Genomic DNA, 12,913 nt, shown 5'->3' with positions numbered 1-12,913 from the left:
CGTCTCACGGCGCCGCCTCGCGCAGGGCGTCGGAGACGGACTTCACGCCGCCGTGCGCGGTGAGGCCGCCGTCGACGGGGATCTCCGCGCCGGTGATGAAGGAGGCCTCGTCGGACAGCAGGAACACCACGAGCGGGGCGACCTCGTGCGCGGTGCCCGTGCGGCCGAGCGGTGTCTCGCGGACGTTCGCGTCGCGGAAGGCGGGCGCGGCGGAGGCGGTCATCTCGGTCTCGATGAAGCCGGGGTGGATCGTGTTCACGCGGATGCCGCGCGGGCCGAGTTCGGTGGCCGCGCTCTTCGACAGGCCGCGCAGGGCCCACTTGCTCGCCGTGTAGGCGACCGGGTAGTGGCCGGTGAGGGCGGCGGAGGAGCCGACGTTGACGACGGAGGAACCCGGCGGCATCAGCGGGGCCAGGTGCTGGATGCCGAGCAGCGGTCCGGTGACGTTGACGGCGTGGACGCGGGCGAAGTCCTCGGGCCGTACGTCGCCGACGCGGGCGCGCCAGGTGATGCCCGCGTTGTTGACCAGGCCGTGCACCTCGCCGTACGACTCCCGCAGGAACGCGGCCAGTTCGGCCCAGTCGTCCTCGCTGGTGACGTCGAGGCGCCGGCAGTCGCCCGTCGGCCGGGCGTCGGTGGCGACCACCCGGGCGCCCTCGCGGACCAGCGCCGCGGCCTCCGCCGCGCCCTGGCCGCGGGCCGCGCCGGTGACGACCACGACCTTGCCCGGGAGCCTCCCCCGGTGCGGAGCGGTCACGGCCGCTCCCGGGTACGGCGGCGGGCGGCGGGGAGCGGCACCGGATCGGCGCCCGCCACCACCGTGTTGGAGACCGTGCCGATGCCCTCGACGGTGAGGGTGACCGTGTCACCGGGCCGCAGCGGCCGCGGTGACTGCTGTCCGCGTACCCCCCACAGCTCCGCCAGGCAGCCGCCGTTGCCGCAGGTGCCGGAGCCGAGCACGTCGCCGGGGCGGACGACGGTGCCCCGTGAGGCGTAGGCGACCATCTCCTCGAAGGTCCAGCTCATGTTCGACAGCAGGTCCTCGCCGATGACCTCGCCGTTCACGGCGGCGGTCAGTGCCAGGCGCAGGAAGCCGTCGCTGTCCCGGTACGGCTCCAGCTCGTCCGCGGTGACCAGGTACGGCCCGAGGGTGGCGGCCGTGTCCTTGCCCTTGCACGGGCCGAGTCGGACCTGCATCTCCCGGGACTGGAGGTCCCGGGCCGACCAGTCGTTGAAGACCGTGTAACCGACGATGTGGTCCCGTGCCCGTTCGGGGGTGAGGTCCCGTCCCTCGCGGCCGACGACCGCCGCGACCTCCAGCTCGAAGTCGAGCAGGTGGCTGCCCGGCGGCACCGGCACGTCGTCGTGGGCGCCGACGACGGCGTACGGGTTGGTGAAGTAGAAGGTCGGGGCGTCGTACCAGGCTTCCGGTACCCCGCCGACCCCGTCCACGGACCGTCGTACCCCTTCGACGTGTTCCTCGAAGGTGACGAAGTCCCGCACGGTGGGCGGCTCCAGCGGCGGTAGCAGCCGCACCTCGGACACATGGGGTCCGGCCACAGCGCCGAGGGCGGCGGCGCCGACGCCGAGCAGCGCGTCGAGGCCGTCGCCGGACCGGATCAGCTCCGTGAGCGAGCGCGCGCCGGGCACCGGGCGGAGGGTGCCGTCCTCGTCGACGACGGCGACCCGGCGACGGTGCTGGTGTTCGTAGGTGGCGAAACGCATGGACGGCTCCAGGCTCCGGGGGCTCGGGGTGTGGCTCGGGGGCGGGGGTCAGACCGGCGGGGCGGTGAACACGCCGCGGTCGACGTCGTTGAACGACTCCTTGGCGACGAGTTCGTTCATGGGGTTGGCGGTGCCCCACTGGTCGGCGATCTCGGGCTGGGAGAAGTCGTAGACGTGCGGGTGCCAGGTGTCCTCGTCCAGCAGCTCCAGCTCCGTCGTGTACTCGACGGTGTTGCCCTGCGGGTCGAGGAAGTAGGTGAAGGTGTTGTCGCCCGCCGTGTGCCGCCCCGGGCCCCAGAGCTTGCGGGCCCCCGAGCGGATCACCCGGCCGGAGCCGCGCAGGTACTCGTCGATACCGCGCATCTCGAAGGAGACGTGGTGCAGGGAGGTGTGCGGGCCCTTGGCGATCGCCATGGAGTGGTGCTGGTTGCTGATCCGCATGAAGTGCATGGCCTCACCCATCCGGGGATGCATGAGGGTGTCGGAGAGCCGGAAGCCCAGGTGGCGCTCGTACCACTCCCGAGTGACGTTCAGGTCGGGGGAGTTGAGGACCACGTGCGAGAGCTTGACCGGGATGGCCTCCTTCTCCTCGATCTTGCGGTGCTGCCGGGTCTCGACGTCCGCCGAGACCTCGACGGTGCGGCCGTCGACGTCGAAGAAGCGGAAGCCGTAGCCGCCGCCCGGGGTCTCGACCTTGCCCGGCCGCGTGACCAACTGAACTCCGCCGGCCAGCAGTTGTTCCGCGAGCGTGTCGACGTCGGCGGCGGACGCGGCGCCGTACGAGACCAGGTCGAGGCGCTTCTCGTCGGCCTTGCGCAGCCGTACGACGTAATTCTCGGGGCTGCCCTCGGCGGCCAGGAAGGAGATCCCGGAGTCCTCGGCGACCTTCGTCAGGCCCCAGACACCGGCGTAGAAGTCGAGTTGCCTGTCGTAGTCGGGCACGGCGAGGTCGACGTGCCGCAGGTGGGTGAGCAGACGCATGGGGGTCAGTCCTTCCGGAGGAGGGCGGCGGCGTTGCCGCCTCGTACGGCGTGGAAGTCGGCGTCGGGCAGCCGGGCCGCGCGCAGCGCGCCGACGGGGTCCTCGGTGCCCATGTCGAAGGGGAAGTCCGAGCCGAGGAGGACGCGGTCGGCGCCGACGGCGCGGATCAACTCCCGCAGGACGTGCGGGTCGTGGACCAGCGAGTCGAAGTACAGCCGCCTGAGGTAGCTGCTGGGCAGGTGGGCGCAGCCGGCTCCCGCGTCGGCGCGCGCCGACCAGGCGTGGTCGGAGCGGCCGATGTGGGTGGGCAGATAGCCGCCGCCGTGCGCGGCGATCAGCGTCAGCCCGGGGTGCCGGTCCAGCACCCCGGAGAAGATCAGGTGGGAGAGGGCGACGGCGTTCTCGGTGGGCTGGCCCACGGTGTTGGACAGGTACCAGCGGTCCAGGCGCTCGTCGAGCGTGCAGCCGAAGGGGTGCAGGAAGAGGATCGCACCGGTCTCCTCGGCCCGCGCCCAGAAGGGCTCGTACGCCGGGTCGGACAGTTCCCGGCCCGGGGCGTGGGAGGAGATCTCCACTCCCGACAGACCTTGTTCCAGGGCGTGTTCGAGTGCGCGTACGGCCAGGTCCGGGTGCTGGAGCGGAGCGAGTCCGAGCCCCTTCAGCCGGTCGGGCGCCCGGGCGCAGTGCGCGGCGGTCGCCTCGCCCGCGAGCCGGTACAGCTTCTCGGCGGTCTCCTCGTCCGCCCAGTAGTGGTAGTGCGAGGGCGACGGACTGACCAGCTGCACGTCCACGCCCTGCGCGTCCATGGCGGCCAGCCGCACGGTGGCATCGGTCAGCCGCGGGACGCGCTCACGGACCATGGGGCCGCTGACGGCCAGGGAGGCGGGGCCGTTGCGCCGGGCGTCCAGCTCCCTGGCCGCGGTCAGTCCCGGGAGGCCGGCGACGAGGGCGTCGACCTCGGGGAGCAGGACGTGGGCGTGCACGTCGACGGTCGGCGTCGGGCGGGTGGTCACGGCAGTTCCTTGAGCATCGTCATCGTCCGGCCGATCAGACCGGGGACGTCGGCGTCCCGGACGCCGTCCAGTTGCCACTGCCCGAGCAGCACGGACGCCTCGACGACCGCCCGCACCCGGGGGATGCGGCGCTCGTAGTACTCCTGGAGCAGTGTGCCGTCCCAGTCCCGGCCGGCGGTGAGGAGTTCGGCGAGGACGGAGGCGTCCTCCAGGGACATGGCCGCGCCCTGCGCGAGGGTGGGCGGGCAGCAGTGCGCGGCGTCGCCGACGAGCACCACCCGGCCACGGTGCCAGGAGCCCTCGACCAGCAGTCGGTCGAACCAGGTGTAGTTGACGTTCGCGGGGTCCGTGATGTGCGGGGTGATCTCGGCCCAGTGGCCGCCGTATCCCCGCGTGAGCCGGCGCATCTCGTCGGCGTAGGAGGCCGGGTCGATGGCGGCGCGGTCGCGGTACGCCTCGACGACGTAGGCGTAGAGGGTGTGCTCGCTGGTCGGGCAGTAGCCGGCGATGTACGCCGGGCCGCCGTAGGCCAGGTCGGTGCGCACCAGCCCCGCGGGGCGCGGGGCGGTGGTGCGCCAGATGGCCATGCCGGTCGGCTCGGGTTTCGCCGTGATGCCGATGGCGGCCCGGGTCGCGGAGTTGAGTCCGTCGGCGGCGATCACCAGGTCGTACCGGGCGGTGGAGCCGTCACTGAAGCGCACCGAGACGCCTTCGGCGTCCTGGTCCAGGGTCTCGGCGGTGGTGCCGAGGCGGACGCCGGCGCCACTGGCGCGGACGGCGTCGATGAGGATCTGCTGAAGCCGGGGCCGCTGCATGCCCAGGGTGGCGGGCAGGTCTTCGCCGCCGGTCAGGATGTCCTCGGCCTCATGGAGAAGGGTGCCGTCCGGGGCGACGACGCCCAGCGAGCCGAAGGCCCAGCCTGCGGATTCGACCTCGTCCTGGACGCCGATCTCGCGCAGTACGCGCAGGGCGTTGCCCTGGAGGGTGATGCCGGAGCCGGTCGTGGCGTTCCAGTCGGGTTTGGCCTCGATCAGGTCCACGGCGAGGCCGGCGCGCCGCAGCAGGACGGTCACGGCGTTGCCTGCGGCGCCGCCGCCGATGACGAGGACCGTGCGGGGTGTGGTCATGGGAAGCTCCCTTGTCGCGCGGGCTACTTGACCGCGACCGGGTTGACGGGTGAGCCGACGGCTCCGGTGATGGGCAGGGGCGCGGCGGTGAGCCAGAACGCGTACCGGCCGTCCGCCGCGCAGTCGGCGGCGAGCGCGTCGAGGTCCCACATCTCCCCGATGAGCAGGCCCATGTTGGGGATGGCGACCTGGTGCAGGGGCTGGAAGGCGGCGTCGAACTCGTTCGGCCGTACCTCGAAGCCCCAGGTGTCGGTGGCGATCGCGGCGATCTCGGTGCGGTGCAGCCAGCCGGCCGTGGTGAAGGACAGGCCGGGCGAGTCGCCGCCCGCGTAGTCGCCCCAGCCCTCGCGTCGGGCGCGGGCCAGCCGTCCGGTCCGCACGACGACGATGTCCCCGCGGCCGACCGCCACGCCGTGCGCGTCGGCGGTCGCGGTGAGGTGCTCCTCGGTGATGGCGAACCCGTCGGCCAACTCGCCGTCCTCTCCGATGGTTCGGCCGACATCGAGGAGGACCCCGCGTCCCGCGACGTACGGCGCCATGTGCTCGATGCCGGTGACGAGATCACCGTCCGAGGTGACGACCTGCTCGGCCGGCCGGCCGTTCCACGCCTTGCCGTGGTCGAAGATGTGACCGAGACCGTCCCACTGGGTGGAGCACTGGAGCGGCATCGCGATCACGTCGTCGGCGCCGCCGATGCCGTGCGGGAAGCCCTGGTTGCCGAGGGCGGCGTCGGTGCCGGTGTCGAGCATGGTGTGCACCGGGTTGGTGCGCCGCCGCCAGCCCTTCTGCGGGCCGTTCATGTCGAAGGACTGCGCGAGCGAGAAGCTGACTCCCCGGCGGACCAGTGCGGCGCCTTCGCGGCGCTTCGCCTCGTCGAGGAAGTTCAGGGTGCCCAGCACGTCGCGTTCGCCCCAACGCCCCCAGTTGGAATACGACTTGGCCGCTTCGGCGATCGCGCCCTCGGGGTCGTGGCGGTCCAGGCTCACGACGCCCCCTGCGCGATACAGCGGGTGCGCTGGGAGCCGAGCCCGGTGATCGAGCCGTCCATGACGTCGCCGTCGCGCAGCAGCCGTCCCCAGTGCATGCCGTTGCCCGCCGGTGAGCCCGTCAGCACCAGGTCGCCGGGCAGGAGCCGGGAGGTCCGCGAGGCGTACGACACCAGCCGGGCGATACCGAAGAGCATGTCCTTGGTTGACTCGTCCTGCATGGTCTCGCCGTTCAGCTTCAGGGTGACCCGCAGATCGCCCGGGTCGGCGATCGACGCGGCCGGCACGATCCAGGGGCCGAGCGGGGTGAAACCGGGCGCGTTCTTGCTGCGCAGCCAGTCCGTGCCGATGGCCTTCATGTCCCGGCGGAAGACGGTGGCACGGTCGGTGAGGTCGTTGGCGATCGTGTACCCGGCGACGTGCGCCAGGGCCTCCGACACGGACACCCGATAGGCCGGCCTGCCGACGACGACCGCCAACTCCAGCTCCCAGTCCGGCTGTTCGGCCCAGGAGGGCAGGACGACATCGTCGTAGGGACCCGTGATCGCGCTCGGCAGGCCGATGAACACGTACGGCAGGTCCTCCGCCGCCCTTCGGTCCATGACCTCGGCGATCTCCGCCCGGGCCGCTTCCGGGGTGCGCGGGTCGTCGGGCGCGCGGTGGGCGACCTCCAGGTCGATCACGTGCTGCCGGTAGTTGGCGCCGGACTGGAAGACCTGGCGGGGCTCGACCGGCGCGTGCACCCGCAGTCCGTCGAGCGGCTGCCAGGCGTCGGCGGTGTCGGTGGGGGCGTCGGTGCCGTCCGCCGCGAGGGCGCCCAGGCGCGGCAGCACCTCGTCCCAGCGCTCGAAGAGCCGCCGGGTCGTCAGGGCGGGGTCGCGGAAGGCGGTACGAAGGTCCAGCACTCGCCCTTCGGGGACCACGAGGCCGGGGAAGGACGCCTGGTCAGGGGCGGAGAAGGTGCCGAGGGCGAAGGGTCCGGAGAAGGACGCGGAAGGGGCTGCGGGTTTCACTGACATGTCCTCCTGATTGCGATGCGACTAATCTGGCCCCACCTCCCGTAATCTGGGAAATCGATTCTTTGGATATCGATCATCCATTGCATGAATAACGCCGCCCGGCGCGGCCTCGGTGTGGAGGCGCTGTGTACCTGTCCGGCCTCGATCTCAACCTCGTCCTGTCCCTGCGGGCGCTGCTGGAGGAACGCAACGTCACCCGGGCCGGGCAGCGCATCGGGCTCAGCCAGCCCGCGATGAGCGCGGCCCTGGCCCGCCTGCGCCGCCACTTCGACGACGAGCTGCTCTCCCGCGTCGGCGGCCAGTACGAGCTCACGGCCCTCGGGCGCGCGCTGCTCGACCGCACCGCCACCGCCTGCGACCTGCTGGAAAGGGTGTTCAGCAGCAGGGCCGAGTTCGTGCCCGGCAGCGAGGAGCACGAGTTCACGCTGCTCTCCTCCGACTACGCCGTCGCCGTGTTCGGTGCCGAGCTCGCCCGGACCGTGCACGCCGAGGCTCCCGGGGTGCGGCTGCGCTTCCAGCGGCCTCCGACCGACGTGACGGAGGAGACGGCGACCCTGCTCAGCACGGCCGACGGACTGCTGATGCCGCACGGCGTCATCAGCGGCTTCCCCGCCGTCGAACTGTTCACCGACGGCTGGGCCTTTCTCGTCGCCGAGACCAACGACGAGGTCGGCGACCGGCTGACCATGGACGACCTGGCACGCCTGCCCTGGGTCACCTATCAGCGCACCTACGACGCCCCCGCCGCCCGCCAGTTGAGCATGCTCGGCATCGAACCGCGCGTCGAGGTCTCCGTGGACAGCTTCCAGGTGCTGCCGTTCCTGGTGGCCGGCACCCGCCGGATCGCCCTGGTGCAGCAGCGCCTGGCCGAGCAGCTGCGCGGGGTGGCCGCCGTACGCGTCATGGCGGCGCCGTACGAGGTGGTCCCCCTCCAGGAAGCCCTGTGGTGGCACCCGGTCCACACCCACGACGCCGCGCACATGTGGCTGCGCGACACCGCGGCCCGCGTGGGAGCGGAGTTGAGCGCGCTCGCATCCGGTCCCCGGGCCGCATCGGCCGCATCGCCCGCATCGCCCGCATCGCCCGCATCCAGGGCATGAATGATCCACATCTTCGATCTCGATCGGCCGGGGGCTAGGCAGGTCCTGCGCGGTACCTCATAGTCGTCTCAACCCGGCGCCGGAGCCGCCCCACTCATCCCCGCCGGGGCGGCGCAGTCCCCGGTGAGCCGGACCTTCGCGACGCCACGGCGATCATCGGTGCCCCACACTCCGGCCCCGCCGAGCGCTCCGGATCCACGCCGAGTTCCGGTCCGGCCGTGTGGTGTTCCGGAACGGCTCCGTGTTCCGGATCCGCTCGGCGTTTCCGGATCGGCCATGCGCTGTTCCGGATCTGCCCCGCGTTCCGGGCGGCCTCACCGAGACAGCCGCGCCCCCGTCCCCCTCCCGACCCGCCAGGTGGAGTTCCCGCATGCCCGCACCCGTGCCCCCGCTGCCGTCCCCGCAGCTCGCCGCCGTCGAGGACGCACCCTCCGAGCAGCCCGTGTCCGGAGCCGGCCACCGGCTTCGCCTCACGCTGCTGATGGCCGGCAGCTGTCTGCCCATCCTGGGCGCCGTACTCATCGCTCCCGTCCTGCCGCGGATGCGGGACCACTTCGCCGGCACCCCCGGCGTCGAGGCGCTGGTCCCCATGGCCCTGACGATCCCGGCCCTTTCACTGGCACTGCTGGCGCCCTTCGCCGGCATCGTCGTCGACCGGCTCGGCCGTAAACGCCTCCTCGTGATCGCCACCGCGCTCTACGCCGTCGTCGGCACCTCTCCGCTGTGGCTGGACTCCCTCGGCGCCATCGTCGCCGGCCGCGCCCTCGTCGGCGTCGTCGAAGCCGCCATCATGACCTGCTGCACCACACTGATCGGCGACTACTACTCCGGCCGGCAACGCGACCGCTACCTGGCCATGCAGACGATGTGCGCGTCGATCTCCGCGACGGCCTTCTTCGTCCTGGGCGGCGCGGCGGGATCGGCCGGCTGGCGCACACCGTTCTGGGCCTACGCGGTGAGCCTGCTGCTCGCCCCCGCCATGGCCGCCTTCCTGCCCCGCCCCCGGCCGACCGGCAACACCACCGCCCCCTCCCCCGTCGCGCCCACCGCTCCCTCCCCTGCCGTACTCCCGGAGCCGGCCCGGCGTCCCTTCCCGTGGCGGCCGCTGGCCGGGACGTGCGCGCTCACCGTCTTCGGCGCCGTCCTCTTCTACACCGTCCAGGTGGAGATGGCCTTCCTCCTCGACGACATGGGCGTGACCGACCCCGGCATGATCGGGCTCGCCATCGCCGCCTCCAGCCTCGCCACCGTGCTCGGCGCGGTCGTCTTCACCCGGCTCGGCCGCACCCCGGACGCCTGGCTGCCCGTCGTCTTCGCCCTGTGCGCGCTCGGCTTCGCCGTGATCTGGCTCGCCCCCGGCCCCGTCGTCCTGACCGTCGGCGCCATGATCAACTGCTTCGGCGGCGGCATCATGCTGCCGAGCCTGCTCACCCTCGCCCTGTCCAAGCTCGACTACGCCGACCGCGGCCGAGGCACCGGACTGTGGACGGGTTCCTTCTTCATCGGCCAGTTCATCTGCCCACTCGTGGTCCTCGCGCTGACCTCGGCCGTCGGCAGCCTGACAGGGGCGCTGGGCGTACTCGCCCTCGCCGGGTCCGTCGGGGCGGTCGCTCTCGGCCTCGCCGGCCGCCGGCGGGTGCCTCTCACCGCCGGCTGACGATCTTCCCGCGCGCCGACCGGCGGGGCGCGGGTCGCCGCGGTCTCAGGAGTCGGCCGGGCCCAGCCAGGCACCGATGCCGGCGAGGGCGCCGCTCCCGTAGTCGGACTCGACGTCGCCTGCCAGGTCGGCGATGGTGACGGACCCCAGGGACGCGCGCCACGCCGACTCGGCGGAGGCCATGGCACGGGAGATCGCACAGGGCGCGGTGCAGGCTTCGGGCGGACTCGCCATCGGGCCGCGTTGGCGGATCTCCGTACAGACGAAGGCCGGGCCGGGCCCGTCGATCGCCTGGACGACCTCGAGCACGGTGATCAAAGCGGGCGACCGGGTCAGGACGTAGCCGCCCGACTTCCCCTGCACCGCCTGGACGAGCCCGGCCCGCGACAGGGCCTGGAGCTGCTTGGCGAGATAGGTGGGCGGGACATCGTGCAGCTGCGCGAGCCGCGCCGCCGGCACCGGCTCCTCCACCGAGGTCAGCACGACGCAGCAGTGCAGAGCCCACTCCACGCCACCGGACATTTTCACTCCCTCACCCTACCTGCGCGCCATTGACACGGACACGAGATGTCCGAGTATTATCTCGGATAGAAAGTGTCCGAGTTTACGCGCGGCACGGCAGTGCCGTTGCGACAGTGGTTACATAAGCCGCATACAGCGCACAAGTCGCCTAGCGGGCATGGCCATCGAGGGAAGGGCAGATCATGAAGTTCGCAGTCATCGGCGGCACCGGGCTGATCGGGTCGCAGGTCGTGAAGAACCTCAACGCGGCCGGACACCAGGCCGTCCCGCACTCACCGTCCACGGGCGTGGACATCATCACCGGCCAGGGCCTCGAGGCGGCACTCGCGGGCGCGGACGCCGTCGTCAACCTGTCGAACTCCCCGACCTTCGACGAAGCCTCGCTCGACTTCTTCCGGACCTCGATGGACAACCTCCTCGCCGCGAGCGAGAAGGCCGGGGTCCGGCACTTCGTCATCCTCTCCATCGTCGGTGTGGACCAGGTCCCCGGCCTGGACTACTACCGGGCGAAGGTCCTCCAGGAGGACATCCTCAAGGCCGGGGCCGTCCCCTACTCCATCGTCCGCGCCACGCAGTTCATGGAGTTCATGGACGCGGTCCTGTCCTGGACCGCCGACGGTGACACCGTCCGTCTGCCCGCCACGCCGATCCAGCCGATCGCCGCCGCGGACGTGGCCCGCTTCGTCGCCGAGACGGCCGCGGGCGCACCGCTGAACGGTGTCCTCGACATCGCGGGCCCCGACCGGTACCCCCTCGACGAACTCGGCCGGCTCACCCTCGCCGCCAAGAGCGACGCGCGGACCGTCGTCACCGACGACAGCGCCGGCATGTTCGCCGCGGTCGACGGTGACGTCCTCACCGCACCGGGCGACGCCCGCATCGCCCCCACGCACTACACCGACTGGCTCTCCTGACCGCCGAGGCGCCGATGGCACACGGCAGATGGCATACGGCAGATGGCATACGGCAGGTCAGCGCACCACGGGCCTCGCGCGAGCCGGAGTGAGACCTGTGCAACATGAAGTACGCAGGTCACGGGCCTGGTGTGCGGGGCGGGCGGGGTACTCGCGCTGGTAGTCGGCGGGTGTCCAAGGTGAAGATCGTCTGACCTGTCGCCAGGGCCGTTGTCGGGTTCTGCTGCGCCGAACGCCACGCTCGCTCGTGTCCGCTCTCGATCGGTCAGCGTGCGGCCGGGTATGCCGACACACATGGCAGGGGCCGATGTGGCGAAGTGATGTCGGACAGTGTCGAAATCGACTGGCTGCGCGCCTAAGGATGGAGGGCTTTTCGCTGGCCTGTGGCGGCGGAACGTACGATCGCGTCAAGGAGTCGGTGGCGCTTGACGGCGTGGGTGAAGTCCGGGGCGACAGCCGTTCCGTGGATGAGGTCGTCCCGAATCCCGGCGTAGGCGTGCACCAGCGTGTGGATCACTGTTCCGGCCAGGCCGGGATAGTCGTCGTAGCCGCTGGGCAGCGTGACCTTCGTAGGCCGACCGCCGCTGCGTGTGCCACACACCGTGACCGGACCGATGTGCGGGAACTCGGCGGCGGTAATCTCGAGTCTCCCCTCCGTGCCGTCGATGATCAGAGAGAACCCCGCACCCGATGCCGCGCCTCCACGGTGGTGGACGGACAGGATCGCCCCGCCCGCCACGGTGCCCGAGATCGCGATCTGGTCCTCGGCGGTCATCGGAACGACCTGCCCGGTGCGCCCGAGGGGAACGTGGCGGCGCCGGGTCGCGGTCGTAGCAACCACTTCCTGCAGCTCGCCGACGACCATCGACACCAGGTCGATCGCGTGTCCGAACGCGATGGTCAACATCGTGGCCCCGAGCTTGCGGTCGAGCGTGTAGACCATGTTCTGAGACACCGGAGTGCCCCATTCGGTCGAAGACGCCACGACGGTGGCGGAGAGCACTTCCCCCACGAATCCTTCGGACACGAGGTCGGCCAGCCAGCGGAAGGTAGGCGAGGAGCGTCCCTGAAGACCGACGAAGGTGGGCGTCGTCCCGGCGGCACGCTCCATCTCCTCGGCCTCGCGCAGGTCGACGGCGAGCGGCCACTCGGAGAGCACCGGCACTCCCGCCTTCAGCACGGGCAACACGAGTTCGCGATGCTGAGGCACTTTGACGGCGACAACAACGAGGTCGACGTTCTCGTCGCCGGCGAGCTGCTCGACCGACGTGTACGCGGGTACGCCATACGCCGCTCCTGCGGCCTGGGCCGAGGCTTCGGAGCTCGCCGCCAGCGCGCGAAGCTCGATCCCGTCGACGGCGCTCAGCGCGGGCAGGTGAGCCCCGGCCGCCCAGCCTCCCGTGGCGCTCAGGCCGACGATGCCGACGCCGATCGGCTTACGGGGGTCAGGCACCGAGCTGCCGCCTCAGGGTCTCGGCGTCGTGCAGGGCCGTCATGTGCACGAACCGCCCGTCACGAACCTGGTAGATGGCGTACTCGACGATCTCGAACGAGGCGCCGGTGGGAGCCACGCCGAGCCATTCCTTGGCGGGCGTGCCCGTGTTGGTCAGACGGGCGGCCAGGCGATCACCGTCGACCGCGATCTCCCGGGGCTCCCAGTGGAAGTCCGGGACCGCGTCGATGTCGCCGTTCAGCACAGCGATGACCTGGTCCCGAGTGCCCGGCTCGCCGTTCAGGGTGGTCTCGTCGTTGATGAACTCGTCCATGCGGGAGATCTCGTGTGCGTTGAGCGCCCCGATGTAGCGCAGGTAGAACTCGCGCAGGTCGGTGTCGGACATGATCCCCTTCTTCGGCCCCCGGAGCGGAGGT

At 71.5% G+C, this 12,913-nt stretch carries 13 protein-coding genes; 3 read left to right on the top strand and 10 right to left on the bottom strand.

The window, feature by feature from the left end:
• Nucleotides 1–4: 4 nt before the first annotated feature.
• Genes OG933_RS37305 through OG933_RS37275 form a run of 7 tightly spaced genes read right to left on the bottom strand, consistent with a single transcriptional unit; the run spans nt 5 to nt 6,851 of the window.
• Entirely contained in the window at nt 5–757 is a 753-nt protein-coding gene (locus OG933_RS37305) for an SDR family oxidoreductase (protein WP_362528885.1), read from the bottom strand.
• A complete protein-coding gene (locus OG933_RS37300; protein WP_405631330.1) occupies nt 754–1,725 on the bottom strand; it encodes a fumarylacetoacetate hydrolase family protein in 972 nt (323 codons plus the stop codon). The genes OG933_RS37305 and OG933_RS37300 overlap by 4 nt, the downstream gene beginning before the upstream one ends.
• Before the next feature lie 48 nt (nt 1,726–1,773).
• Nucleotides 1,774–2,706: a VOC family protein gene (locus tag OG933_RS37295; RefSeq protein WP_405631327.1), complete on the bottom strand. Its 933-nt coding sequence runs from the start codon at nt 2,704–2,706 to the stop codon at nt 1,774–1,776.
• A gap of 5 nt (nt 2,707–2,711) precedes the next feature.
• Nucleotides 2,712–3,719 (bottom strand): amidohydrolase family protein, encoded by a 1,008-nt coding sequence (locus OG933_RS37290; RefSeq protein ID WP_405631324.1) that lies wholly within the window; start codon nt 3,717–3,719, stop codon nt 2,712–2,714.
• Nucleotides 3,716–4,846: an FAD-dependent oxidoreductase gene (locus tag OG933_RS37285; RefSeq protein WP_362528896.1), complete on the bottom strand. Its 1,131-nt coding sequence runs from the start codon at nt 4,844–4,846 to the stop codon at nt 3,716–3,718. The genes OG933_RS37290 and OG933_RS37285 overlap by 4 nt, the downstream gene beginning before the upstream one ends.
• Before the next feature lie 23 nt (nt 4,847–4,869).
• Nucleotides 4,870–5,832 (bottom strand): cyclase family protein, encoded by a 963-nt coding sequence (locus tag OG933_RS37280; RefSeq protein WP_362268192.1) that lies wholly within the window; start codon nt 5,830–5,832, stop codon nt 4,870–4,872.
• Nucleotides 5,829–6,851 (bottom strand): fumarylacetoacetate hydrolase family protein, encoded by a 1,023-nt coding sequence (locus OG933_RS37275; RefSeq protein ID WP_405631321.1) that lies wholly within the window; start codon nt 6,849–6,851, stop codon nt 5,829–5,831. Before OG933_RS37275 ends, OG933_RS37280 begins: the two co-directional genes overlap by 4 nt.
• Before the next feature lie 125 nt (nt 6,852–6,976).
• Between OG933_RS37275 and OG933_RS37270 the strand changes: the two genes are divergently transcribed.
• Entirely contained in the window at nt 6,977–7,951 is a 975-nt protein-coding gene (locus OG933_RS37270) for a LysR family transcriptional regulator (RefSeq protein ID WP_405631319.1), read from the top strand.
• A gap of 370 nt (nt 7,952–8,321) precedes the next feature.
• The gene (locus OG933_RS37265) at nt 8,322–9,608 is read left to right on the top strand and encodes an MFS transporter (protein WP_405631317.1); all 1,287 of its coding nucleotides are present in this window, start codon (nt 8,322–8,324) and stop codon (nt 9,606–9,608) included.
• Between the two features lie 45 nt (nt 9,609–9,653).
• On the opposite strand, the gene OG933_RS37260 is transcribed toward OG933_RS37265, so the two are convergent.
• Nucleotides 9,654–10,130: an Rrf2 family transcriptional regulator gene (locus OG933_RS37260; protein WP_362528906.1), complete on the bottom strand. Its 477-nt coding sequence runs from the start codon at nt 10,128–10,130 to the stop codon at nt 9,654–9,656.
• A gap of 182 nt (nt 10,131–10,312) precedes the next feature.
• Here OG933_RS37260 and OG933_RS37255 point away from each other — a divergent pair, with 182 nt between their 5' ends.
• Nucleotides 10,313–11,044 (top strand): NAD(P)H-binding protein, encoded by a 732-nt coding sequence (locus tag OG933_RS37255; protein ID WP_362528908.1) that lies wholly within the window; start codon nt 10,313–10,315, stop codon nt 11,042–11,044.
• Nucleotides 11,045–11,399: 355 nt separating this feature from the next.
• Here OG933_RS37255 and OG933_RS37250 read toward each other — a convergent pair whose 3' ends face one another.
• On the bottom strand, nt 11,400–12,497 hold the full coding sequence (locus OG933_RS37250) for a Gfo/Idh/MocA family protein (RefSeq protein WP_405631312.1): 1,098 nt from the start codon (nt 12,495–12,497) through the stop codon (nt 11,400–11,402).
• A complete protein-coding gene (locus OG933_RS37245) occupies nt 12,490–12,882 on the bottom strand; it encodes an ester cyclase (protein WP_311729306.1) in 393 nt (130 codons plus the stop codon). Before OG933_RS37245 ends, OG933_RS37250 begins: the two co-directional genes overlap by 8 nt.
• Between the last annotated feature and the right edge of the window lie 31 nt (nt 12,883–12,913).

Origin of the sequence: Streptomyces sp. NBC_00016, from assembly GCF_045040885.1 — a bacterium.
GTDB lineage: Bacteria > Actinomycetota > Actinomycetes > Streptomycetales > Streptomycetaceae > Streptomyces > Streptomyces coriariae.
Note: the sequence above shows the minus strand (reverse complement) of the source record. Positions and strands in the feature narration are given on the sequence as shown.